Below are 22,325 nucleotides of genomic sequence, written 5' to 3' on the forward strand. Positions count from 1 at the left end.
TCAGATCACCTTCGCTTCGTTCTTGAGTTTGGCGACGAGTTCGGCGACGTCGGCCACCTTGACGCCGGCCTGGCGCTTCGGCGGTTCGACGACTTTCAGCGTCGTCAGGCGCGGCGCGATGTCGACGCCGAGGTCGGTGGGCTTCATCACATCCAGCGGCTTCTTCTTCGCCTTCATGATGTTCGGCAGTGTCGCATAGCGCGGCTCGTTGAGGCGCAGGTCGGTGGTCACCACCGCCGGCAGCTTGAACGACAGCGTTTCCAGGCCGCCGTCGATCTCACGCGTCACCTGCGCGCGGCCGTCGGCGATCACCACCTTCGAGGCAAAGGTCGCCTGCGGCCAGCCCAAGAGCGCGGCGAGCATCTGGCCGGTCTGGTTGGCGTCGTCGTCGATCGCCTGCTTGCCGAGGATCACCAGCCCGGGCTGTTCCTTGTCGCAAACGGCCTTGAGCAACTTGGCGACCGCCAGCGACTGCAGCGCTTCGGCCTGCGCCGCATCGGTCTCGACGAGGATCGCCCGGTCGGCGCCGAGCGCCAGCGCGGTGCGTAGCTGTTCCTGGCAGACCGCCGCGCCGCAGGAAACGGCGACCACTTCGCTGGCGATGCCCGCCTCTTTCATGCGCACGGCTTCTTCCACCGCGATTTCATCGAAGGGGTTGAGCGCCATCTTGACGCCGGCGAGTTCGACGCCGCTCTGATCGGCCTTGACGCGCACCTTGACGTTGTAATCGATCACCCGTTTGACGGGCACCAGAACTTTCATGAAGGGCTCCTTGGAATCGGTTGCAGAGATTCTACGACCGCGAATCTAGCCTGCGGGAATCGCCGCCGTTGTCGCCGGCAAGACAATCACGAGAGGGTGCCGTCCCGTCAGCGCCGAGTTTCAGGCGCATCTTGACCACTGACGCCCACAGCGTCATGCCCACTGTCGCCAAATGCCAGCGCCTTCAAACGGAACAGCTCGTCGCGCGCGGCGGCGGCGGCTTCGAACTCGAGGTTCTTGGCATGTTCCTGCATCGCCTTCTCGAGCCGCTTGATCTCGCGAGAGAGCGACTTCTCGCTCATCGCCTCATAGCGCGCCTGTTCCTCGGCCACCTTGAGATCGGCGACCGCAATCTCGTGGTCATAGACGCCGTCGATGATGTCCTTGATGCGCTTCTTCACGCCCTGCGGCGTGATGCCATGCTCGGCGTTGTAGCGCAACTGCTTCTGCCGCCGCCGCTCGGTCTCGGCGATGGCGCGCTGCATCGAATCGGTGATCCGGTCGGCGTAGAGGATCGCCGTGCCGTTGAGATGACGCGCCGCGCGGCCGATGGTCTGGATCAGGCTGCGCTCCGATCGCAGGAAACCTTCCTTGTCGGCATCGAGGATCGCCACCAGCGAGACCTCGGGTATGTCGAGCCCCTCACGCAGCAGGTTGATGCCGACCAGCACGTCGAAGACGCCGAGCCGCAAATCGCGGATGATTTCGACGCGCTCGACGGTGTCGATGTCGGAATGCAGATATCTGACCTTGATGCCGTTGTCGGCAAGAAATTCGGTGAGCTGCTCGGCCAGGCGCTTGGTTAGCACGGTGACCAACACGCGCTCGCCTGCCGCGACGCGCTGCTTGATCTCGCCGAGCAGGTCATCGACCTGGGTGGAGGCCGGCCGCACCTCGACTCGTGGGTCGACGAGGCCCGTCGGGCGCACCACCTGCTCGACCACCTGCCCCTGGTGCTGCTGCTCGTATTCGGCCGGGGTGGCCGAAACGAAGATCGTCTGCGGCATCAGGCGCTCGAACTCCTCGAACTTGAGCGGCCGGTTGTCGAGCGCCGAGGGCAGGCGGAAGCCGTAATTCACCAGGTTTTCCTTGCGCGAGCGGTCGCCCTTGTACATGCCGCCGACCTGCGGGATGGTCACGTGCGATTCGTCGATGAACATGATCGCATCAGGCGGCAGGTAATCGTAGAGCGTCGGCGGCGGCTCCCCTGGCTTTCTGCCCGACAGATGGCGCGAGTAGTTCTCGATGCCCTTGCAAAACCCCAGCTGGTCGAGCATCTCGAGGTCGAAGCGCGTGCGCTGCTCAATGCGCTGCGCCTCGACGAGCTTGTTCTCCCTGACGAAGAACTCGACGCGCTCGCGCAGTTCCGCCTTGATGTTCTCGATGGCCTTGAGCACCGTCGCGCGCGGCGTGACGTAATGGCTCGACGGGAACACCGTGAAGCGGGACAGGCGCTGCTTGGTATGGCCCGTCAGTGGGTCGAACAGCGTCAGCCGCTCGATCTCGTCGTCGAACAGCGTCACGCGCAAGGCGCTCTCGGCGTTTTCCGCTGGGAAGATGTCGATCACATCGCCGCGCACGCGGAAGGTGCCACGATGGAAATCCGCTTCGTTACGCTCGTACTGCATCTCGGTGAGCCGGCGGATGATCTCGCGCTGGCCCGTCTTCTCGCCTTCCTTGAGGTGCAGGATCATCGCGTGATAATCGACCGGATCGCCGATGCCATAGATCGCCGACACGGTACAGACGATCACCACGTCGCGCCGCTCCAACAGGCTCTTGGTGGCCGACAGGCGCATCTGCTCGATGTGCTCGTTGATCGCCGAGTCCTTCTCGATGTAGAGATCGCGGCTCGGCACATAGGCTTCCGGCTGGTAGTAGTCGTAATAGGAGACGAAATACTCGACGGCGTTCTCCGGGAAGAACTCGCGGAACTCGGCATACAGCTGCGCCGCCAGCGTCTTGTTCGGCGCCAGCACCAGCGCCGGCCGGCCGAGCCGGGCGATGACGTTGGCCATCGTGTAGGTCTTGCCCGAACCCGTCACCCCCAAAAGCGTCTGGAAAGAGAGGCCGTCGTGCACGCCCTCGACGAGCAGCCGGATCGCCTCCGGCTGGTCGCCGGCCGGCGGGAAAGGCTCATGCAGCCGGAATGGGCTGCCGGAAAAGGTCACAACTTCTTCATTCATTGGAAACTTCTATGAAAACTCGGCGCTGGCGGGACGGCACGATCCGGTATTATGGCGCTTTTGTCTTTCTACCCTTTCCGGAGCCTTGTCCCAATGAGCACGTCCCTCTTCGCCAATGTCGAAATGGCCCCCCGCGATCCGATCCTGGGCCTCAACGAAGCCTTCAATGCCGAAACCAATCCGAACAAGGTAAACCTCGGTGTCGGGGTTTATTTCGGCGACGATGGCAAGATTCCGCTGCTCGCCTGCGTCAAACAGGCCGAAAAAGCCCGCCTCGAAGCCCAGCCGCCGCGCGGCTACCAGCCGATCGAAGGCACACCCGCCTACAACGGCGCCGTGCAAAACCTGCTCTTCGGCAAAGATTCCGAATTGCTCGCTGCCGGCCGCGCCGTCACCTGCCAATGTTTGGGCGGCACGGGCGCGCTCAAGGTCGGCGCCGATTATCTCAAGCGCTTGTTGCCCGACGCCACCGTCTACATCTCCGATCCGAGTTGGGAAAACCACCGCGCACTGTTCGAGGCCGCTGGCTTTCCGGTCAAGGAATACGCCTATTACGACCCGGCGACGCGCGGCGTGAATTTCGCCGGCATGAAGGCAGCTTTGCTGGCCATGCCCGCCCGCAGCATCGTCGTGCTGCATGCCTGCTGCCACAACCCGACCGGCGCCGACCTGACGCTCGAACAGTGGAAGGAAATCGTCGCCGCGATCAAGGAGCGAGATCTGGTCGCCTTCATCGACATGGCCTACCAGGGGTTCGCCGATGGCATCAAGGAAGACGCCGCCGCGCTGGATCTCTTTGCCGCCTCGGGCCTGCAGTTCTTCGTCTCCAGCTCGTTCTCGAAGTCCTTCTCGCTCTATGGCGAACGCGTCGGCGCGCTGACCATCGTCACCGCGAACAAAGACGAATCCGCCCGCGTGCTCTCACAGGTCAAGCGCGTGATCCGCACCAATTACTCGAACCCGCCCACCCACGGCGGCGCCATCGTCGCGGCCTGCCTCTCCAGCCCCGAGCTGCGCCAGATGTGGGAAGACGAACTCGCCGGCATGCGCAACCGCATCCGCACCATGCGCACGAGCCTGGTCGAGAAGCTCGCCACCAACGGCGCCAAGGGTTTCGAATTCATCAATGTGCAGCGCGGCATGTTCTCCTACACGGGTCTTTCCGCCGCACAGGTCGAGCGGCTCAAGAGCGAATTCGGCATCTACGCCGTCTCGACCGGCCGCATCTGCGTCGCGGCGCTCAACACCCGCAACATCGAGTACGTCGCCAAGGCGATCGCCGCCGTGATCCAATGAGGTTATAATGCATGCCTCTATCGGGCGGTTAGCTCAGCGGTAGAGCACTGCCTTCACACGGCAGTGCTAAATGGAAGTGGGCGGTTAACTCAGCGGTAGAGTGCCACCTTCACACGGTGGAAGTCACTGGTTCGATCCCAGTACCGCCCACCACTTCCAAGGTTTCAGGGTTAGCATTCGCTAACCTTTGGTAGCACGATAGTTTGGGGTTCATGCTTGGGGCAGGCATCTTTTGCACAGTGCACAAGGAGCCTGAAGAATGCGTCCCAAAATCGATCTGCGCCTGGCGATGGCGCATGTAACTGAACATATCGCCGCCGAAATGACCTTCGCCGAATTGGTGAAGGCTTACTGCGCCGTGCAGTTCGACGGCGCGGATTTGCGTCTGCGCAAGTGGGTTGAGGCCTTCGGCCCCGAATCCGCGTGGTCGCTATCGACCCGCCAGATCAGCCTCGCCGCCGAGGCGATGCTGCAATCCGGCCTCTACAAGGCCTCCACGATCAATCGCGACACCAGCACCCTCGGCACGGTCTTCAAGTGGGCCATCCGCCGCCACCTGGCCCCGGTCGGTTTCGTCTCGCCGACCATCGGCCTGCAGCGCTATGAAGAGGCGATCCGTCGCGTCGAGCTCAATGACGAAGAGGTTGCCAAGCTGATCGATGGCGCCAAGGCCTTCAAGGATAGGCGCTTCGCCGCCTTCGTGCGGCTGGTGATCGAAACCGGCGCGCGGCGCAGCGAGATCCTCAATCGCCGCTGGGCGGAAGTGGATCTCGACAAGCGCACCGTCGAAGTGCTCGACACCAAGACCGGCAAGCCGCGGATGCTGTTTTTCAGCGAAAGCACGGCCGCCTTGATGAAGCGCATCTGGCCCAAGCAACCGCCCGGCGAACTGCTGTTCGAGAGTACCCGCGTCAAGGGGCAGCCGATCAATTACCGCAACCAGTGGGCGGCGCTGACAACATCCATCGGGCGCGCCGATCTGCATCTGCATGACCTGCGCCACCATCGCGCGGCCGAGTTGCTTAAGAGCGGCGCCACCATTGCCGTCGCCGCCCAGGTACTCGGGCATTCCAGCCTGATTTTGCAGCGCCGCTACGGTCATCTTGAAACGAAAACCTTGCGCGCCGCGACGGAGGCATCATGGAACTAACCTTACGCGAACAAAGGCTGTTGGTTGCTTTCCGGGAACGCTCTGCAGGCACCCAAAAGGTCATTGAGGACGTTGCGGTTCATATGATGGGACACAACCGCCGCGTGGCAGCAAAAAATGATTTGATCGCCCTCGATGCAGCGGCTACCAAGCGCAAGCTTGGTAGCCGTGCTTTGCCGTGTCAAGTAAGGGAGGCATCATGGCAATGACATTGTATGAAGCCAAAAAGATCGTCGGCGAAGGATCGGCAGAGGTCTATCTGCAGCGCTTTATCGAGAAAACCTTGAAAGCACATCATGCGGGACTGATCGATGGCGCGGCGCTAGCACCGGAAGCCGACGATGCGTGTATCGCGGCGGTTTGTCTCGCGATGGTGCTGGATGAGCCGGGCGTCCGGAAAGCGCTCAATCTCAAGCGCCTGCCGCGCGGTCGGGCGTTCGATCCCTGGGAATTGGCGGCGCGCTCTGGCATGCGCGCCATGCATACGGCTTTGCGATACCGCCTGGGCTTGATTGACCAGTCTGCCGCTCTGAACGAGCTGGCGAACGCGTGTGAGGATGTTTACGGCCGGCAGCCAAAGGACGACAAGACCATCGCCAGCATGTTGCAAGAACTGGTTGGCGAGGCTGACGCGGATATCGAGAGGGCTGGCGCCGGGGTACTGGTCGAGATCGAAGAAATCATGAAACGTTGGACAAGGGGGCGGGAAAATGATCGATAACTTCTTCGCCAAGATGAGCAAGCCGGAAATCCGCAAGCTAATCTTGGAGCAAATCGAAGGCCGACCCCTATGGCAAGGTTTGCTTGAAGAAAGCAGCTTCCGATTTGATCCGTTCACCGAGAAGGCAATCGAGGACTGTTTCAGGCGGATTCGCGCCCTCGCCCGCAATGGCGAATTGATCCGAAAAAACACACCAACCGCCAGCAAAGGCGTGGTGCTGCAATTTCGGGCTTGATCCGGACGGCCGGCGGACTTCGGTCCGCCGTGGCACTACCTAAGACAGAAAGTAATCGCCGGGCATTTTGGTTTTATTGATCCAAGCAGCTAACTAACCTCTCCTTCGCGCCTGCCCCAAGCGTGATCGCTCAAGTTAAGGAGAGGTTCGATGAAAAACTCGCAAGCAATAGACCGGCGAAATTCTTCCGGTAACAATTTCGCAGCACCAAAACTACTCTCTCCTTCACTTAAGCGTCTGCCCCAAGACATGTTCAACCAAGTGAAGGAGAGTTTTGATGGGAATTTTTCAAACAACAGGATGGATACCGGCTTCTGAAGCCTGGTTTAATTTCGTCCGCGATCACCCAGAGTTCGGCGTCAAGCCGACCGAAAGTTCCTGGATTCACTTCCAGCGCACCCATGCGAAAGCCCTGATCGATGCCGACGTAATACGCCGCATCGCCTGGCGCGGTCGCATGCTGGCAGATACATCGCGCTTCGATACGGCGACGTTCAATCTGCTGACGACTGGCAGCGTTGAAGGAAGGAATCGAACCGGGAGCGCTGCCCCTAAGATCGATTACGAAGGGCAGGCAAAAACCTTGCACGAAGCGGGTGATGGCCTTCGGCAGTTATTGGGTGGCAAACAGCCCGCCGCTCAGACTGTGGAGCCAAGCCATGACTAAGCCCGCGAATGCGATCACCAAGCCGAAGAACCCCCCCGGCCTGGCACTGCGGCTGCTGCGTGACGTGTCTTTATCAGCGGCCGATTACGCTCAATGCGTAGTAGCTGGCGGCATCGCCTCAGTCCCTGCCCGGATCGCCAACGGGCGATTGGATGACGACCTCAAGGCGGCTTCCGAATTCCTCTCGAAAATCGACGGGGCGACATCATGAGCAAGGGAAACCGCCGGCGCTTTTTTGTGGCTCTCGCGAATCGCAAACGCAATCCCGAATCGTGGTTCCCTGGGGTGCCGACCATGGCGGAAAAAGCGGGTAAGAACAGAGTGTGGACGAAACCGCCAAAACCCAAAGGTGGAAGGGGGCGCAATGTCTGATCTCGGCATCCCGGAGGCATTGCGCGCCCGCCGCCAGTGGTTGATCTGGAAGCTTGAAGAGAAGCCGGGCGCGAAGAAGCCAGCGAAGATGCCCTACTACGCGAATGGCAAGCGACGCACGGGGCAGCAAGGATCGGCGGCGGATCGCGCGGCGCTGGTCGACTATGTGACTGCGCTGGCCGCCGTCGAGCAACATCAAGCATCAGGCCTTGGCTTCGCCTTCCTGCCGGATGATGGCTTGATCGGCATCGACCTGGATAACAAGGTCGATGCGGAGACCGGCGAAATCTCGCCGTCCGCGCAGCGCATCATCGAGGCCTGCGCTTCCTATACCGAATGGTCGCCATCGGGTCGCGGCTTCCATATCTACGTCGCTGGCAGCACCCAAACCGCCAAGGACAACGGCAAGGGCATTGAGATGTTCTGCGGGCGGCAGTTCTTCACCGTGACCGGCAAGCACCTGACCGGCACGCCGGTCGATATCCGACCGATTGAACCCGATGTACTCGCGCGCCTGCATCAGGCCATCAAAGGCAGCAACCCTACCCCGACCGGCGAAATGCCGGTCGATGCCAAGATCGCATCGGCGCTCGATTATCTCTCTCCCGATTGCGGTTACGACGATTGGCTGCACGTCGGCATGGCGATCCATGCCGAGCTGGGGGAGTCGGGCTTTGCGCTGTGGAACAGATGGAGCGCCAAGTCGGGAAAGTATCCCGGTGAACGCGAGATGCGCGCCAAGTGGAAATCGTTCCGACCTGGTGCGATCACTGGCGCGACGCTCTACGGCTTGGCGCATGCGGCCGGCTGGCGCGTTGCGCGGCTGGTTGATACCAATACCCCGCCCACCCCGAAAAAATCGCCCAGCGGCGATTCTGGTGCAAGTGTTAACGAGGATGCCGTGTGGCCCGATCCGATTCAGCCGGGCAGCCGCACGACACCGGAAATTCCCGCCGCCATCCTGCCGGGGATTTTTGGCGAGCACGCGGCGGCCGTGGCGCAATCAACGCAGACGCCCCCTGCCCTGGCGACGCTGTTCACCATCAGCGTGCTGGGGTGCGTCCTGCATGGGCGGTTCGAAGTCTCGCCCTTCGACGACGACTATCGTGAATCGTTGGCGATCTGGACGAATACCTGCTATCCCGTGGGCGGCCGCAAAACCGCCGTTTTTGCGGCCTGCTGCGCCCCGCTGGTCCGTTTCGAAAAGCTCGCCGGAGATCGCGCTCGACCGGAGATTTATCGCCGCTTTGCCGCGCGAGAAGTCGCCACGAAGCGAATCGAGAAACTGAGGCAGGACGCCGCCCGCGAGGACAATGCCGAGCGGCGCGCGAAGATCGAGGACGAAATCCGCCGCACGCGCGAGGAGATGCCCGACGAGCTGAAGGCGCCGCGCATCTTCACGACCAATGCCACTCCGGAGCGCTGCGAGAGCCTGTTGGCCGAGCAAGGCGGGAAGATCGGCATCCTATCCGACGAGTCGGATACCTTCCTGAATCTTTCCGGCGCTCTGCGCGGCGGCGTGGCCAGTTTGGACGTGGTGCTGAAGGGGCACGCCGGCAGCGCGATCCGCGTGGATCGGCAAGGCCGGGAAGCGCATCTTGATCGGCCGTGTCTCTCCATGGGGTTGATCGTGCAACCGGAGTCATTTGCCGAGCTGGCCGCCGGTCGCCGCCTGCGCGCCACGGGCGTGCTGGCCCGCTACCTGTACGCCATCCCGAAAAGCAACATCGGTCTGCGCGATGTGCGGCAACGGTGCCCGATCCCGCAGCGCGTCGCCGACGACTATCAGGATGCCGTGTTGCGCCTTCTCGACGGCTATGAGGAGCGCGGGCGCGAGCCGCGCATCCTGCCCTTCACGGCCGCCGCGCTGGAACCCTGGCTGAGCTTTGCCGAGGGCGTGGAGCGTCACCAAGGGGAAGGCGGACGTTATGAGGCGATCTCCGACTGGACATCCAAGCTGCCCGGCCATGCCGCGCGCCTCGCCGCCTTGTTCCAGATTGCCGAGGAGGGACTCGACGCGGTTGAGATCGGTATCGAGGCCGTGAATCGTGCGCTCGACCTGTGTCGGCTGCTGGTGCCGCATGCCGAGGCGGCCTTCGCCATGTTGGGCAGCGACGATACCGATATCGATGCACTGGCCGTCCTGCGCTGGATCAAGGCAGGCAACCGGCAATACTTCACCCGGCGCGAGGCGCAACGGGCCATGCACGGCCGTTTCTCCAAGGTGGAGCGGCTGGAACGCGCGCTTGCCCACCTGCGCGACCTGTACGTCATCAGCGGCGAGAAAAAGGCGGCGACCGGCGGCCGTGCATCGGCGTACTACCTGGTCAATCCCAAGCTGCATGTGACAAAAGGTGCCGCATGAGTTTCGTCACCAAAAGCCATTTGTCAGTAGACATGATTAACAGAGTTTCTTTTCTTTTAAAGACATATCCATCCATGCTCGGTGACAGTGACAGAAGTGCCAAAAGGTCGATTATGGCTTTTGTCGCTTTTGTCGCTTTTGTCACTGTCACCGGGGTGTAAGTAGCACTGCCATTTGAATAGGAGGCAATCGAAATGAACCTTGCATCAATCGGACTTGAAGTAACCAATCCCGATCAAAGCGTCGAGATCGAGGGCAGCAGTTTCGGTGAGTTCTGTCTGTTCTTGCATGCGCACGCAAGCAATCTTGAAATGCTGGTGCGTGTGGTGGAGATGGAAAATCCAGACGGATCGAACACCCGCTTACTGTCCGCGCAGCAAGCCATGACCAACATGAGCAACGCAGTACGGAATGCCCTGCACGAGCACCTGCGGCTAGCTCAGGAGCAAGGCCTGCGCTTCGCTATCAAGGATGGTCCGCGCACCGCACATTGACTGGCCGTGAGTACAGCGGGTCCTTCCCAGCTAAATCCCACACGGCGCGAAACGACCGCAGGAAATCGCCAGTTCTCTGAACTGTAAGAGCTTGACTGACAAAGGATATTGCCATGAACATAGTTGGACAGCAGCAGATTGCCGACCTCTTTGCAGTAAGTCGCGAGACTATCGATAGTTGGCAGAAGGAAGGCATGCCCGTCGCCGTGCGCGGCGGGCCGGGAACGTCGAGCGAATACAACAGCCGCGCCTGTATCGACTGGCTGGTGGATCGCGAGTTGCGCAAGGCACAGGCCGTGCGGCCGCAAGACCGCCTGGCACGTGCGCAGGCCGACAAGATCGAGATGGAGAACGCCGAGCGCCGCGGGATGCTGATTCCGGCCGATCAGCTTGAGCCAAAACTGAAGGCCGCCTTTGTCGCTGCGCGCGAGGCTTGGCTCGAGGCACCACAGCGCCTGGCGCGCGAACTGCCAGAAGATCTGCGTCTGCGCGAAGAGATGCTGCAGGCCGAGTTCGAGGCATTCCTGAATCGTCTGGCGGATTGGGCCTGCGCGGGTCCTGGTTACGACGAGGACGAGGCCGAAGCCAATAGGGGAAAGTAATGCGAAATTATTCCGGTATAAGTTTCGCTTCCCTCCCCTTACAGTGCCGACATGCTTGAGCTTCCGTCGAGCACTGCTGAGTAGGGGTTCAATCGCTTCGCGCTTGCCCTGCCACCAGCGGTAATCCGGAATGCGGGAGGCCTGCAGAGCGCGGGTTCTGGTCAAAGCGAAGGCCCATCCGAAGGGATGGATTTTCACGGCCGGTCCCGCGTTTTGCTTTTTTGGCCCGGTCACATCAGGAGAATCATATGCCTGGCAATAGAGATCGCCGTGTCAGATCGATCGAGCTACGGGTTGCCGACATCGAGGGGGACCGTATCCCCTGCGTCGTCAGTTCCGAGGAGCCCGTTGATCGCGGTGACTATTTCGAGGTGCTGAGTCACAACCCGTCCGATATCGACCTGCGTCGCGCGCCGCTGCCGTTGATCGTTCAACACGATCACAGACAGCTTAACGTCGGCGTCGTCGAGGATCTGCGGGTTGAAGGCCGGAAGCTGCGCGGCATGGCCCGCTTCGGTTCCAGCGAACTGGCGCAGCAGCTCCTCCGCGACGTGAAAGACGGCATCGTCCGCAATCTTTCCGTCGGCTATCGAATCAATAAAGCACTTGAAGAGCTGGGCCGCGTGGTTCGTTTCAGTTGGCAGCCGCTTGAAGTCAGCGCGGTTTCCATTCCTGCCGACCCGCAGGCCGGCTTCTTTCGTTCCCTCACATTGGAAGGAAATCACATGAACACCAATACCGAAAACGTCACCACCCCTGACCACCAGTCGCGCTCGCAGCAACGCGCCTCGCGCCGCTACGAATCGGAGATTCGCGAGTCGGTGCGGGAGATCAACGCGCTGGCCGAGCAATTCAATATTTCCAGCCGCGACGTAAACAACTTCATCGACGACGCTGGCCTTGACGTTGCCGGATTCCGGGCCTTCGTCATGGACAAGATTAAGGATCGCGGTACCGGGAGCATCCGGTTTGACGAGTCTCCCGAACTGGGCATGACCGGCCGCGAGATCGAGCGCTACAGCGTCACGCGCGCACTCCGCGCCCTGACCGACCCGATGGCAAAGCGCGATGCTGGATTCGAAATCGAATGCAGCCGCGCCTATGCGCAGAAGATCGGCAAGGAACCCCAGGGGCTGTTCATTCCATTTGAAGCACTGCAGACGCGCGACCTGACGGTTGGCACGCCGTCCGATGGCGGCTACTTACGCCCGACAGATCACCTCGCCAATCAGTTCGTCGATTACCTGCGCAAGCGTTCTTTCACGGCGGCGCTGGGTGCAACGATGCTGTCCGGTCTGAATGGCAACGTTTCCATCCCGACGCAAACTGGAACGAGCACAGGTTACTGGGTGACGGAAAACGGTGCTGTAACCGAATCTCAGCCCACCTTCGGCCAGATCAACCTGACGCCGAAAACCGTTGGCTCCTATACCGATTACTCACGCAAGATGCTGTTGCAGGCCTCGCCCGAAATCGAAATGCTGGTGAGGCGCGACCTGGCCGGCATGATCGCGACGGAAATCGATCGTGCCGCGATCCACGGGTCCGGCACCAACAACCAGCCGACGGGCATCCTGAATACCTCGGGAGTTGGTTCGGTTGCTCTCGGCAGCAACGGCGGCGCACCTACATGGGAAAGCATGCTGCAGCTCGAAGAAAGCATTGCTCTGGCCAATGCCGACATTCAAGGCATGGCGTTTATGACAAATGCCAAAGTGCGCCGCAAGCTCCAATCAACGCTGAAAGTCACTGGCGATGCGGGCGGCGGCTGGGTTTGGGAGTCGATTGCCGCCCAGGAGCCAGGCTGGGGCCGGATCGGCGGCTATCGTGCGGTGAGCACAAACCAGGTGCCGAGCAACCTCACCAAGGGCACCAGCGTCGGCGTCTGCTCGGCGATTATCCTGGGCAACTGGAGCGATTTGCTGATTGGCATGTGGGGCGGCCTTGATGTGCTCGCCGACCCCTACAGCGGCGGCACAGCCGGCATTCATCGCATCATCACCCTGCAGGATGTCGATGTTGCCCTACGCCGCCCGGTTAGCTTCGCCGCCATCCTGGATGCCCTGACGGCTTGATGAGCGAGCTGGCCAGGCGAGAGAGTTGCCCATAGCCTGGCTGGCTTTGCATCAACACTAACTTGAGGTTGATGCAATTCTCCCATGGGAAACACCGGCCGCTTGATTGCGGGACGCCACTCCGGGCGCTGAGGAGGTTCAGCTCGACGTGGCACCCTCCCCTCCCCGTTTCAATTTTGCAGACGTATGCAACGGCTAATCGCGCTATTGCTTTGCGCTCCACTTGCGCTATACTTGCTCGGGCCTGTTTCAGTATATACCTTCACACGGCAGGGGTCACTGGTTCGAACCCAGTACCGCCCACCAGACATCGCCAGGCCCGGTCATTCCGACCGGGCCTTTTCATTTCCTCCCCGCTGTCGCCCTTGTGCCGTCCTGCCAGCGCCGAATTTCATCCGCGCTACAGCCGCATCGGCCGGTGGTAGCCGACGAGTTCGAGGTAGCCGCGCCCACGGCGCTTTCCCTCGGCGAGCAAAGTCACGGCTCCCTCCCAATACACCGCGCCGGTCGAGCGACGCGCGTCGAGTTCCTGGTCTTCCATCAGCGGTTCGATCTCGAACCGCAGCGCATCGGCGCGGCTGCCCAGTGTCAGGCGACAGCGCACCGGATAGTCCGTGCCGGTATGCGGCGAGCGCCAGGTGCCGATCGGCTCGAAATGCACCTCGTCCGGCGCGAAGCTGCGCTCATGACCCTCCGCCGTGCGCAGCCGTGCGGCGGCCCAGAGACTGCCCTCGCCCGAGCGCGGCCGGATGCGGAAGGCCATCAGCGCGCCGCCATCGTCGAGATTGATGCCCACCCAGTCCCAGCCGGTTGCCGTGGCATCGAGGATCTGGCTCGACCATTCGTGATCGAGCCAGGCGCGACCACCGACCTCCAGGCGTTCGCCGCCTGCGCCAACTATGCCGGCGACGTCGAGCTGCGGCTGGCTATAGTAGTGACTCGCCTGGTCCGGCCGCGGCCCTTTCCGAGAGAATCCTCCCTCGCCCTGCAGCAGCAGCGGTTGCGTCGGCGCAAAGCGCAGATCGAGGGCGAAGGCTGCGGCGTCGATCCGCGCCTCATAGCGACCGTCCGCCCCACGCCGCAAGCGCCAGCCGGCGAGGATCAGATCGGTATCGACACTCGAAAAGCCCGCCGCCGGATCGTCGCGCACCACGCGCGCCGCCCGCTGGTCGTGCAGCAGGCGGCCTTCACGCGGGCGCGCCAGCGCGGCGTGGGCGAACAGCAGCTGATGCGGCGCGAAGCGCGACGGATTACCCGGATCGTGCGTGGTGCGGCTGCGGAAAAAAGTGATCTGGAAGCCGAGCGCTTCGGCGGCCGTTTCGAGCCAGCCGGTGACATACCACCATTCGGTGCGGAATTCCGGATGCGCGCCATGATCGCGCGGGAAGATCAGCGGACGTGGCACGACGGACGGAAACGAGGGCGCCGCTGCCAGCAGACGACGCGGCAGCAGCGCGGTCAAGAGAAGCATTTCCAGCCAGCGCCGGCGCTGCATCACCAATCCTCCCGCACCGCGTGCACCGGCCCCGGCCCGGTCGCCTGGCGTGCCGCCAGCAGCGCAGTGCTCACGGCGGCGACGAGCAGCAACACGGTGACTGCACCGAGCAGGCGCCAGGGCACGGCAATATCCATGTTCCAATGAAAAGACTGCGGATTGACGACCCGGATCAGCACCAGCGCGATCGCCAGGCCGAGCACGCCCCCCGCCGCGATGCCGAACAGTGTCAGCCCGCCGGCCTCCAGGCCCAGCAGGCGCAGCACTTCGCGGCGCGTCATGCCCAGATGACGCAGCATGCCGAACTCGCGGGCGCGAACGAGCACCTGAGCGGAAAAGCTGGCGCCGATACCGGCCAGCCCGATGACGATGGCCACCCCTTCGAGCAGGTAGGTGACGGCGAAACTGCGATCGAAGATGCGCAATGAGGCAGCGCGAATCTCCCCCGGCTCGGCGAACTCGAGCTGCCGGGTGGCCGGCACGGCACGCCGGATCGTCTCGGCCAGCTCACGCGGGGCAATGCCGGGTTTTGGCCACAGCGCGCCATCGGTGATCCCCTCGTCGCCCGTCAGGCGCCGGTAATCATCGAGCGCCATCGTCACCGTGCCATGCTGGCGCGCAAAATCGCGCCATACCCCCGCCACGGTGACATCGACCGCCTGACCAGCCAGCGGCAACCGTTGGCGGCTGCCAACCGACCAGCCGTAGAGATCGACCATCGCCTCGGATACCCAGACCGGCACGCTGCCGACCTTCACGGCCTCGGGCGGCAGTGCGGCGCCAGTGAGCGGAATGCGCCGGCCCGGATCGCGCTTGTCGAGCGTGCGCGCCATCAGCGTCACCGGCGGCCGGCGCGGATCGAGATCGAGCTGCAGGATGCGCAGCCACTCGAAACGTTCCAGCTGCGGCTGGGCAGCGATCGCCGTCAGCGCTTCCGGCGGGACGAAAGCGCTGTTGCCGCCGGCCGGCACACGAAAATACAGCGGCGCGGCCAACACCCGACCGAGCCAGCGGTCGACCGAATCGCGGAAGCTGCCGACCATGATCGCCATCGCCACCATCAACGCGAAACTCGCCACCACGCCGGCGAGCGCAATGCCGGCCTGGCTGGGTGCCGCGGCGAGCCGTTGCAGGGAAAGGAAAGCAAACGGCCAGCCCCCGGCGCGGACGTCCAGCCAGCGGGCGCAAGCCGCGAAGGTCCTACCAGCCAGCCCCGGCATCAGGCTGATGCCGCCGACGAGCCAGCAGACGATGGCGAGATACCCCGCCACCGGCAAGCCGTCGATCGGCGGCAGCTGGGTCAAAACGGCGCCGGCGAGAAGCAGCGCGATCCCCGGCCAATCGCGCCCCATGCCGTGTGCCGAAATGGCTTCCGCACCACTCTTGAGCGCCTGGGCCGGCTCGGCCCGTGCGATCTCCAATGCCGGCATGAGACTGCCCGCGGCTGCGGCAAGCACGCCCAGCAGCACGAAGCCGCCGACGGTGGGCGTATCGACGATCAGTGCCGGCACGATGCCGGCGAAATAACCGCCGCCCAGATCACCCCCGAGGAGATCGAGGGCGAAACGCGCCACGCCGATGCCGGCGAACGCGCCGAGCAGGCTGCCGGCACCCCCCAGCGCCGCGCTCTCGGCGACGACGTAGGCTTGCAGTTGCCTGGCCGGCCAGCCGAGCGTGCGCAGCAGCGCGAATTCGCCGCGCCGCCTTGCCACGGCGAGCGTCTGTGTCGAAAACACCAGGAAGGCGCCGGTGAATAGCGCCACCAGCGCGAGCACATCGAGATTCACCCGGTAGGCACGCGAGAGGTTGCTGGCGCGCACATCGGCATCCTCGGGCGCGGCGATGAAGACCCCCGAGGGCAGCAAGGCGGCGATGCGCGCCTTCGCCATGGCGAGATCACTGCCGGATTTCAGACGCACGGCGATGCGCGTCAAGACGCCCAGCCGCGCGAGACGCCATTGGGCGGCGCCGATGTCCAGCGTCGCCAGGCGCTGACGCGGCCTTGCGCCCGGCAGGCCCCCGGCGATGCGCAGCGTCACCACCTCGAGGCCACTCTGCAGACCCAGTGTCTGGCCGGGCGCGACGCCGAGCCAGGCCTGTGCGGCAGGCGAGAGGAACAACGCATCGTCGGCCAGCAGCGCCATCCCCTCTTCGTCTGCCGCCGGCACGCCGATGAGCGCCGGCGTCACCTGCCCGGCGCGGAACGGGTCGATGCCGATCACCTTGAGGATGCGCGTCTCGTTGCGTGTCTCGGCGCCGTCGAGCACGAGGGCATCGACTTCGACCATCGGGCTGGCCACCGCGACGGCCGGATCAGCCGCGACGCGCTCCAGCACCCGGTCGTCGAAGCCACCGCGCGGACCGCGGATCTCGAAATCGGCCTGGCCAGTCGTGGCTCGCACCGCCTGGGAAAACTCCGTGGCCGCCGAGGCGTTGATGAGTTGGACGGCCAAGCCGAGTGCGACGCCAATGGCGATCGCCGCCAGCGCGACGAGCAGACGGCCCGGGTGCGCGCGCAGTTCGCCAGTCGCCAGCCAGGCAGCGAGTTTCATGCCGCGAGATGCCTCTGCCGCAAACCGCTCGCAGTCAATTCGAACACCCGGTCGGCGCTCGCCGCCGCCTGCAGGGAATGGGTGACGAGGATCGCCGTCGTGCCGTTGGCGCGGATTTCCTCATGCAGCAATTGCAGGATTTCCCGCGCGGTGTCCGGATCGAGATTGCCGGTCGGCTCGTCGGCGAGCAACAGCGCCGGACGATGCACCAGCGCCCGCGCGATCGCGACGCGTTGCAGCTCGCCGCCCGACAACTCGCGTGGATAGGCACCGAGACGATCGCCGAGACCGACGGCCGCGAGCATCGCCGCCGCCCGTGCCGGATCGTCACGGCCGAGCAGCAGCAGCGGCACGCGCACGTTCTGCATCAGCGTCAGATGAGGCAGCACATGGAACGCCTGGAAGACGAAGCCGAGCTTCTCCCGGCGCAGTCGCGCCGCCGCCTCGTCAGGCAGACCGGAAATCGGCTGGCCGGCGATGCGGATGCTGCCGCGGTCGGGCTGCTCCAGCCCGGCGATCAGATTGAGCAGCGTCGACTTGCCGACGCCGGATTCGCCCATGATCGCCACATATTCGCCCGCAGCCAGCGAAAGCGACAGATCGTCGAACAAGGCATGCCCGCCGGGATGAGTCTTGGCGAGCGAACGGATTTCGAGCAGCGCCCTCATGTCCCGCCCGCCGCCGGAAGAAAAGGTTTCATCGCGCGTCTGCAAGCCGTGCAAGGAAACCCGCATGTTAGCCAGTTTCTCCGCGGACGCCGCTTTGCGCGCAATCTGCTAAGCTTCGCCTTCATGTCGCTCGCCAACCCTACCAACCTCTATCTCGACGTCGAATATCTCGGCAGCGCGGAAAGCCATGTCGACGATGTTCTCGCTGCGATCAACAAGGAAGCGCTGTTCGACGAGTTCTACCGCTATGAGATCGAAGAGCTCTGTCAGTTCATGCACTGCTTCAGCGCGCCGGCCGGCACGGTGTTGCTGCAGGAAGGCGAGGAAGGCGACCACCTGATCCTGCTACTCTCCGGACAGGTCATCGTGCGCAAAACCGATCTGGCCGGCAAGCCCCACAGCCTGGCGTTGGTCGGCGAGGGCAGCATCCTCGGTGAGATGTCGCTGATCGACGGTCAGCCGCGCTTCGCCAGCTGCATCGCGGCCGAAGCCACGCGCTTCGCGGTGCTGTCGAAATCCGATCTGAACGAAATCATGGCACTCCATCCGCGCCTGGCCAACAAGTTCCTCACCATGCTGCTGCAGATCATGGTCGAACGGCTGCGCGACCTCGGCACGCGGGTCGTTTCTCCCGCCACGCGGCCGCTCGTCTGACCGTTTCCCCCATGTCCTCCCTGCCAAGCATCCAGAGCCGTTTCGGCGAACTCGACCTGCATCTGTTTCGTGAAGGCAGCCATAGCCGCGTCTATCGTTGCCTGGGCGCCCACCCGGAGACACGCGACGGCGTGGCCGGCTGTCATTTCGCGGTCTGGGCGCCGAATGCCCATGCCGTCTCGGTGATGGGCGATTTCAACGGCTGGCATCGCCATAGCCATTGGCTGCGCCAGCTCCATCCCGGCTCCGGCATCTGGGAAGGTTTCGTCGTCGGCGCGCAGGTCGGCCAGCGCTACAAGTTTCACATCGAGTCGAACTTTCACGGCTACAAGGTCGACAAGGCCGATCCCTTCGCCTTCGCGGCCGAAGCGCCGCCCGCCACCGCCTCGGTGATCGCCGATCTTGCCTACGAGTGGCATGACCACGAATGGATGGCGCGCCGCAAGACGGCCAATGCCCTCGATGCGCCCTTCGCCGTCTATGAGGTGCATTTGGGCTCCTGGCGACGCTCGCCGGAAACGCCGGACCGGCCGCTCGGCTACCGCGAGCTGGCCATCGAGCTCGCCGACTACTGCGTCGAGATGGGCTTCACGCACGTCGAGCTGTTGCCGGTGATGGAGCACCCGTTCTACGGCTCCTGGGGCTATCAGGTCACCGGTTACTTCGCGCCCACCGCCCGCTACGGCAGCCCGCAGGATTTCATGTTCCTGGTCGACCATCTGCATCAGAAGGGCATCGGCGTGATCCTCGACTGGGTGCCCTCGCACTTCCCGAACGACCAGCATGGGCTGGCCTATTTCGACGGCACGGCGCTCTACGAGCACGCCGACCCGCGTCAGGGCTATCACCCGGAGTGGAGCAGCCAGATCTTTAACTACGGCCGTCACGAGGTGCGCTCCTTCCTGCTCTCTTCCGCGCTGTTCTGGCTCGAGCAGTATCACGTCGACGGCCTGCGCGTCGATGCGGTGGCCTCGATGCTCTATCTCGACTACGCCCGCAAGCCCGGCGAATGGGTGCCGAACGAACACGGCGGCCGCGAGAACCTCGCCGCGATCCACTTCCTGCGCCAGCTCAACGAGGCGGTGTATCGCGATTTCCCGGACACCCAGACCATCGCCGAGGAATCCACCGCCTGGCCGATGGTCTCGCGCCCGACCTGGCTCGGCGGCCTGGGTTTCGGCATGAAGTGGAACATGGGCTGGATGCACGACACGCTCGACTACTTCGCGCACGATCCGATCCACCGCAAGTATCACCACGACCAGATCACCTTCAGCATCTGGTACGCCTTCCACGAAAACTTCATGCTGCCGATCTCGCACGACGAGGTCGTGCATGGCAAGGGTTCGCTGGTCGGCAAACTGCCGGGCGACGAATGGCAGCGCTTCGCCAACCTGCGCCTGCTGCTCGGCTACATGTGGGCGCATCCGGGCAAGAAACTGCTCTTCATGGGCTGCGAATTCGGCCAGACCGCCGAATGGAACCACGACAAGAGTCTCGACTGGCATCTGCTGCAATACTGGCCGCATGCCGGCGCACAAGCCTGGCTGCGCGACTTGAACGCCGTCTACCGCTCGCGTCCGGCGCTGTTCGCGCGTGATTTCAGCAACGACGGTTTCGAGTGGATCGACTGCCACGACAGCGACGAGAGCGTGCTCTCCTTCCTGCGCAAGGGCCCGGCAGGAGAAACGATGCTGGTCGTGGCGAACTGCACACCGGTGGTGCGCGAAGGCTATCGCCTCGGCGTGCCCCGCGGCGGCTGGTGGCGCGAGGTGTTGAACAGCGACGCGACCTGCTACGGCGGCAGCGGCCAGGGCAACGCCGGCGGCTGCCAGGCGCAGGACATCCCCCGCCATGGTCGATCACACTCGCTCGACCTGCGCCTGCCGCCGCTGGCGGTGCTGTTTTTCGAGCCGGCCGACTGAACGGTCGGCGCTGACGAAAAACTCAACGTCCCGCCGGGCGCCGACTCGTTTCGGAAAGTCGGCGCTGGCGGGACGGCACGTCAGAGGCTGTGAAAAAATTCGTCGCGAGCGCAGCCAAGACGCGACGCGAGTGAGCGAAAGTCAAGACATATCATTTGAGATAGGCGCAGACTTGAGCGAACGAGCAACAAAGTATTGGCAAGCGCAGCAGAATTTTTCACAGCCTCTCAGGCTGTCATCAGCCGCCACAGCGTCTTGCCGCCGCTGGCCTTGTCGATCTCGGCGAGCACGCGCTCGTGTTCGGCGAGCTCCTCTGGCTTCGGCGCGAGGACGCGGATCGGCGGACGTTCGCCGGCGGCGAAATCGCTCGCCGTCACGCCGGCGTCGAGCGCGATCATCAGGCTTTCCTGCCCGCGCGTCATCGCCAGATAGACCTCGGCAAGGAGTTCCGCGTCGAGCAGCGCACCGTGCAGCTGCCGGTTCGAATTGTCGATGCCGAATTCGGCGCACAAGGCATCGAGGCTGTTCTTCTTGCCGGGACGCAGCTCGCGCGCCATCTTCAACGTATCGGTGATCGCGCCACAGACCTTCGCCAGCGGGCCGCGCCCGATCAGGCTCAGCTCGTAATCGAGGAAACCGACGTCGAAGGGCGCATTGTGGATGATCACCTCGGCGCCGTTGAGGAATTCGAGCAATTCGTCGGCGATGTCGGCGAACTTCGGCTTGTCGGCGAGGAACTCGTCGGTCAGGCCATGCACCGCCTGCGCACCGGCGCCGATCGGACGTTCGGGGTTCAGGTACCGATGCAGGCGCCGGCCGCTGGGCCGGCGATTCAACAGCTCGATGCAGCCGATTTCGATCACGCGGTCACCCTGGCGCCATTCGAGACCCGTGGTTTCGGTATCCAGAATCACCTGTCGGTGGGCACTCATCTTTTCCTCCCTTGTTCGATCGCCGCACGGGCCAGGGCATCGACGCGCTCGTTCTCGACATGGCCGGCATGGCCGCGCACCCACACCCATTCGATACGATGACGACTGGCGAGCGCATCGAGCGCTTGCCACAGATCGGCGTTCTTCACCGGCTGACGGTCGGCGGTCTTCCAGCCGCGCTTCTTCCAGCCGTGGATCCATTCGCTGATGCCTTTCTGCACGTATTGCGAATCGGTATGCACGCGCGCCGTCACCGGCCGTTTCAAGGCCTTCAGGGCCTCGATCACTGCGGTCAGCTCCATGCGGTTGTTGGTGGTGGCCGGATCGAAACCCGACAGTTCCTTTTCCTGGCGGCCTGCGCGCAGCAGAGCGCCCCAGCCGCCCGGGCCGGGATTGCCGCTGCAGGCGCCATCGGTATAGATCTCGACGATGTCGGTCATTATTCTTCGCGTTTCTGCGTCAAGGGCTTTTGCGGCAAGAGCGCCAGCGCCTTCGCCCGCGCCATGCGGTCTTTCCATTTCGGCGTGACGAGCCGCAGGCCGTGCTGGCGCTTGATCGCCTGCAGCACATACACCGCCCCCAGGAAAGGCCACCAGCGGTCCCCCGCCGCTTCCAGGAAATGCAAACGTTGCAGCCATTTTTCCTGCCGCAAGGGCGGCGCATAGCAGCCGAAGGCGCCGCTGTGCGTCTCGAAGCCCAGCAGCGCGAACCAGTCGCGCAGGCGCGGCACGGACAGATAGCGCCCCTGCCAGGGCGGCTCGCCGCGCCCGCGGGCGAACAAGCGCCGCAGACCCCAGAGGCTGAAGGGATTGAAGCCGATCACCAGCACGCTGCCCTCGGGCACCAGCACGCGATCGACCTCACGCAGGATCTGGTGCGGGTTGGCAGCGAATTCGAGCAGGTGCGGCAGCACGACGAGATCGACGCTGTTCGTCGCGAAGGGCAGATGATGAGGGTCGGCACGGGTGGTGCAAGCGCCCTCCTCACAACAGGTGAAGCGAAACGGCATGCGGTTGGCACGCAGGAAATCGATCTGCGGAAAGCCGATCTGCACCGCATTGAAGCCGAAGATGTCGGCGGCCAACAGATCGGTCTTCGTCTGCTCCCAGGCCAGCGCGTAACGGCCCTGCGGCGTTTCCAGCCAGGCGGCGAAGCTCTCCACAGCCATTACAAT

General features: G+C 63.5%; 21 protein-coding genes and 1 tRNA gene. 14 read left to right on the plus strand and 8 right to left on the minus strand.

From position 1 onward, the window contains the following. Positions 1 to 762: an electron transfer flavoprotein subunit beta/FixA family protein gene (locus M52SOB_RS07530; protein WP_131111280.1), complete on the minus strand. Its 762-nt coding sequence runs from the start codon at positions 760 to 762 to the stop codon at positions 1 to 3. Between the two features lie 107 nt (positions 763 to 869). Further along, a complete protein-coding gene (uvrB, locus tag M52SOB_RS07535; protein ID WP_131111281.1) occupies positions 870 to 2,948 on the minus strand; it encodes an excinuclease ABC subunit UvrB in 2,079 nt (692 codons plus the stop codon). A 93-nt stretch (positions 2,949 to 3,041) separates the two neighbouring features. Between uvrB and M52SOB_RS07540 the strand changes: the two genes are divergently transcribed. From M52SOB_RS07540 to M52SOB_RS07595, 12 genes are all read left to right on the plus strand, one after another. Continuing rightward, complete coding sequence (locus M52SOB_RS07540; RefSeq protein ID WP_131111282.1) at positions 3,042 to 4,244, plus strand: amino acid aminotransferase; 1,203 nt, start codon at positions 3,042 to 3,044, stop codon at positions 4,242 to 4,244. Between the two features lie 78 nt (positions 4,245 to 4,322). After that, positions 4,323 to 4,397 (plus strand) — tRNA-Val (locus M52SOB_RS07545). Positions 4,398 to 4,503: 106 nt separating this feature from the next. Next, positions 4,504 to 5,394, plus strand: coding sequence for a tyrosine-type recombinase/integrase (locus M52SOB_RS07550; protein ID WP_131111283.1), 891 nt, complete (start codon positions 4,504 to 4,506; stop codon positions 5,392 to 5,394). Continuing rightward, positions 5,385 to 5,603, plus strand: coding sequence for a hypothetical protein (locus tag M52SOB_RS07555; protein WP_131111284.1), 219 nt, complete (start codon positions 5,385 to 5,387; stop codon positions 5,601 to 5,603). Before M52SOB_RS07550 ends, M52SOB_RS07555 begins: the two co-directional genes overlap by 10 nt. Further along, the gene (locus tag M52SOB_RS07560) at positions 5,594 to 6,115 is read left to right on the plus strand and encodes a hypothetical protein (protein WP_131111285.1); all 522 of its coding nucleotides are present in this window, start codon (positions 5,594 to 5,596) and stop codon (positions 6,113 to 6,115) included. Before M52SOB_RS07555 ends, M52SOB_RS07560 begins: the two co-directional genes overlap by 10 nt. Continuing rightward, a complete protein-coding gene (locus M52SOB_RS07565; protein ID WP_131111286.1) occupies positions 6,105 to 6,350 on the plus strand; it encodes a hypothetical protein in 246 nt (81 codons plus the stop codon). Before M52SOB_RS07560 ends, M52SOB_RS07565 begins: the two co-directional genes overlap by 11 nt. A gap of 277 nt (positions 6,351 to 6,627) precedes the next feature. Continuing rightward, positions 6,628 to 7,017, plus strand: coding sequence for a hypothetical protein (locus M52SOB_RS07570; RefSeq protein WP_131111287.1), 390 nt, complete (start codon positions 6,628 to 6,630; stop codon positions 7,015 to 7,017). Continuing rightward, positions 7,010 to 7,228 (plus strand): hypothetical protein, encoded by a 219-nt coding sequence (locus tag M52SOB_RS07575; protein ID WP_131111288.1) that lies wholly within the window; start codon positions 7,010 to 7,012, stop codon positions 7,226 to 7,228. The genes M52SOB_RS07570 and M52SOB_RS07575 overlap by 8 nt, the downstream gene beginning before the upstream one ends. Before the next feature lie 153 nt (positions 7,229 to 7,381). Continuing rightward, positions 7,382 to 9,754 carry a DUF3987 domain-containing protein gene (locus tag M52SOB_RS07580; protein WP_131111289.1) on the plus strand — a complete coding sequence of 791 codons (2,373 nt, stop codon included), beginning with the start codon at positions 7,382 to 7,384 and terminating at the stop codon, positions 9,752 to 9,754. Positions 9,755 to 9,948: 194 nt separating this feature from the next. After that, positions 9,949 to 10,248 (plus strand): hypothetical protein, encoded by a 300-nt coding sequence (locus M52SOB_RS07585; RefSeq protein ID WP_131111290.1) that lies wholly within the window; start codon positions 9,949 to 9,951, stop codon positions 10,246 to 10,248. Positions 10,249 to 10,361: 113 nt separating this feature from the next. Then, entirely contained in the window at positions 10,362 to 10,850 is a 489-nt protein-coding gene (locus M52SOB_RS07590) for a DUF1441 family protein (RefSeq protein ID WP_131111291.1), read from the plus strand. Positions 10,851 to 11,098: 248 nt separating this feature from the next. Next, complete coding sequence (locus M52SOB_RS07595) at positions 11,099 to 12,925, plus strand: phage major capsid protein (RefSeq protein ID WP_131111292.1); 1,827 nt, start codon at positions 11,099 to 11,101, stop codon at positions 12,923 to 12,925. A gap of 400 nt (positions 12,926 to 13,325) precedes the next feature. Here M52SOB_RS07595 and M52SOB_RS07600 read toward each other — a convergent pair whose 3' ends face one another. From M52SOB_RS07600 to M52SOB_RS07610, 3 genes are read right to left on the minus strand one after another with little or no spacing between them, the layout of a single operon-like run. After that, positions 13,326 to 14,420 carry a lipocalin-like domain-containing protein gene (locus M52SOB_RS07600; protein WP_131111293.1) on the minus strand — a complete coding sequence of 365 codons (1,095 nt, stop codon included), beginning with the start codon at positions 14,418 to 14,420 and terminating at the stop codon, positions 13,326 to 13,328. Then, positions 14,420 to 16,972, minus strand: coding sequence for an FtsX-like permease family protein (locus M52SOB_RS07605; RefSeq protein WP_131111294.1), 2,553 nt, complete (start codon positions 16,970 to 16,972; stop codon positions 14,420 to 14,422). Before M52SOB_RS07605 ends, M52SOB_RS07600 begins: the two co-directional genes overlap by 1 nt. After that, positions 16,969 to 17,640 (minus strand): ABC transporter ATP-binding protein, encoded by a 672-nt coding sequence (locus tag M52SOB_RS07610; RefSeq protein ID WP_131111295.1) that lies wholly within the window; start codon positions 17,638 to 17,640, stop codon positions 16,969 to 16,971. The genes M52SOB_RS07605 and M52SOB_RS07610 overlap by 4 nt, the downstream gene beginning before the upstream one ends. 123 nt (positions 17,641 to 17,763) lie before the next feature. On the opposite strand from M52SOB_RS07610, the gene M52SOB_RS07615 reads away from it, so the two are divergent. Together M52SOB_RS07615 and glgB are read left to right on the plus strand one after the other, a co-directional pair. Continuing rightward, positions 17,764 to 18,294, plus strand: coding sequence for a Crp/Fnr family transcriptional regulator (locus M52SOB_RS07615; RefSeq protein ID WP_172601786.1), 531 nt, complete (start codon positions 17,764 to 17,766; stop codon positions 18,292 to 18,294). A gap of 11 nt (positions 18,295 to 18,305) precedes the next feature. Then, positions 18,306 to 20,219, plus strand: a complete 1,914-nt coding sequence (gene glgB / locus M52SOB_RS07620; protein ID WP_131111297.1) for a 1,4-alpha-glucan branching protein GlgB — start codon at positions 18,306 to 18,308, stop codon at positions 20,217 to 20,219. Positions 20,220 to 20,446: 227 nt separating this feature from the next. Here the strand turns inward: glgB and dnaQ are convergent, their stop codons facing one another. From dnaQ to M52SOB_RS07635, 3 genes are read right to left on the minus strand one after another with little or no spacing between them, the layout of a single operon-like run. After that, positions 20,447 to 21,151, minus strand: a complete 705-nt coding sequence (dnaQ, locus tag M52SOB_RS07625; RefSeq protein ID WP_131111298.1) for a DNA polymerase III subunit epsilon — start codon at positions 21,149 to 21,151, stop codon at positions 20,447 to 20,449. Then, the gene (gene rnhA, locus M52SOB_RS07630; RefSeq protein WP_131111299.1) at positions 21,148 to 21,591 is read right to left on the minus strand and encodes a ribonuclease HI; all 444 of its coding nucleotides are present in this window, start codon (positions 21,589 to 21,591) and stop codon (positions 21,148 to 21,150) included. The genes dnaQ and rnhA overlap by 4 nt, the downstream gene beginning before the upstream one ends. Beyond that, the gene (locus M52SOB_RS07635; RefSeq protein ID WP_131111300.1) at positions 21,591 to 22,319 is read right to left on the minus strand and encodes a class I SAM-dependent methyltransferase; all 729 of its coding nucleotides are present in this window, start codon (positions 22,317 to 22,319) and stop codon (positions 21,591 to 21,593) included. Before M52SOB_RS07635 ends, rnhA begins: the two co-directional genes overlap by 1 nt. Positions 22,320 to 22,325: the final 6 nt, after the last annotated feature.

This window comes from Sulfuricystis thermophila (genome assembly GCF_004323595.1).
In the GTDB taxonomy this organism is placed as follows: domain Bacteria; phylum Pseudomonadota; class Gammaproteobacteria; order Burkholderiales; family Rhodocyclaceae; genus Sulfuricystis; species Sulfuricystis thermophila.

Bases quoted from the DNA above. Each gene is read 5' to 3' on its own strand.
- M52SOB_RS07530 (WP_131111280.1), bottom strand. From the start codon at position 762: ATGAAAGTTCTGGTGCCCGTCAAACGGGTGATCGATTACAACGTCAAG.
- uvrB (WP_131111281.1), bottom strand. From the start codon at position 2,948: ATGAATGAAGAAGTTGTGACCTTTTCCGGCAGCCCATTCCGGCTGCAT.
- M52SOB_RS07540 (WP_131111282.1), top strand. From the start codon at position 3,042: ATGAGCACGTCCCTCTTCGCCAATGTCGAAATGGCCCCCCGCGATCCG.
- M52SOB_RS07550 (WP_131111283.1), top strand. From the start codon at position 4,504: ATGCGTCCCAAAATCGATCTGCGCCTGGCGATGGCGCATGTAACTGAA.
- M52SOB_RS07555 (WP_131111284.1), top strand. From the start codon at position 5,385: ATGGAACTAACCTTACGCGAACAAAGGCTGTTGGTTGCTTTCCGGGAA.
- M52SOB_RS07560 (WP_131111285.1), top strand. From the start codon at position 5,594: ATGGCAATGACATTGTATGAAGCCAAAAAGATCGTCGGCGAAGGATCG.
- M52SOB_RS07565 (WP_131111286.1), top strand. From the start codon at position 6,105: ATGATCGATAACTTCTTCGCCAAGATGAGCAAGCCGGAAATCCGCAAG.
- M52SOB_RS07570 (WP_131111287.1), top strand. From the start codon at position 6,628: ATGGGAATTTTTCAAACAACAGGATGGATACCGGCTTCTGAAGCCTGG.
- M52SOB_RS07575 (WP_131111288.1), top strand. From the start codon at position 7,010: ATGACTAAGCCCGCGAATGCGATCACCAAGCCGAAGAACCCCCCCGGC.
- M52SOB_RS07580 (WP_131111289.1), top strand. From the start codon at position 7,382: ATGTCTGATCTCGGCATCCCGGAGGCATTGCGCGCCCGCCGCCAGTGG.
- M52SOB_RS07585 (WP_131111290.1), top strand. From the start codon at position 9,949: ATGAACCTTGCATCAATCGGACTTGAAGTAACCAATCCCGATCAAAGC.
- M52SOB_RS07590 (WP_131111291.1), top strand. From the start codon at position 10,362: ATGAACATAGTTGGACAGCAGCAGATTGCCGACCTCTTTGCAGTAAGT.
- M52SOB_RS07595 (WP_131111292.1), top strand. From the start codon at position 11,099: ATGCCTGGCAATAGAGATCGCCGTGTCAGATCGATCGAGCTACGGGTT.
- M52SOB_RS07600 (WP_131111293.1), bottom strand. From the start codon at position 14,420: ATGCAGCGCCGGCGCTGGCTGGAAATGCTTCTCTTGACCGCGCTGCTG.
- M52SOB_RS07605 (WP_131111294.1), bottom strand. From the start codon at position 16,972: ATGAAACTCGCTGCCTGGCTGGCGACTGGCGAACTGCGCGCGCACCCG.
- M52SOB_RS07610 (WP_131111295.1), bottom strand. From the start codon at position 17,640: ATGAGGGCGCTGCTCGAAATCCGTTCGCTCGCCAAGACTCATCCCGGC.
- M52SOB_RS07615 (WP_172601786.1), top strand. From the start codon at position 17,764: ATGTCGCTCGCCAACCCTACCAACCTCTATCTCGACGTCGAATATCTC.
- glgB (WP_131111297.1), top strand. From the start codon at position 18,306: ATGTCCTCCCTGCCAAGCATCCAGAGCCGTTTCGGCGAACTCGACCTG.
- dnaQ (WP_131111298.1), bottom strand. From the start codon at position 21,151: ATGAGTGCCCACCGACAGGTGATTCTGGATACCGAAACCACGGGTCTC.
- rnhA (WP_131111299.1), bottom strand. From the start codon at position 21,591: ATGACCGACATCGTCGAGATCTATACCGATGGCGCCTGCAGCGGCAAT.
- M52SOB_RS07635 (WP_131111300.1), bottom strand. From the start codon at position 22,319: ATGGCTGTGGAGAGCTTCGCCGCCTGGCTGGAAACGCCGCAGGGCCGT.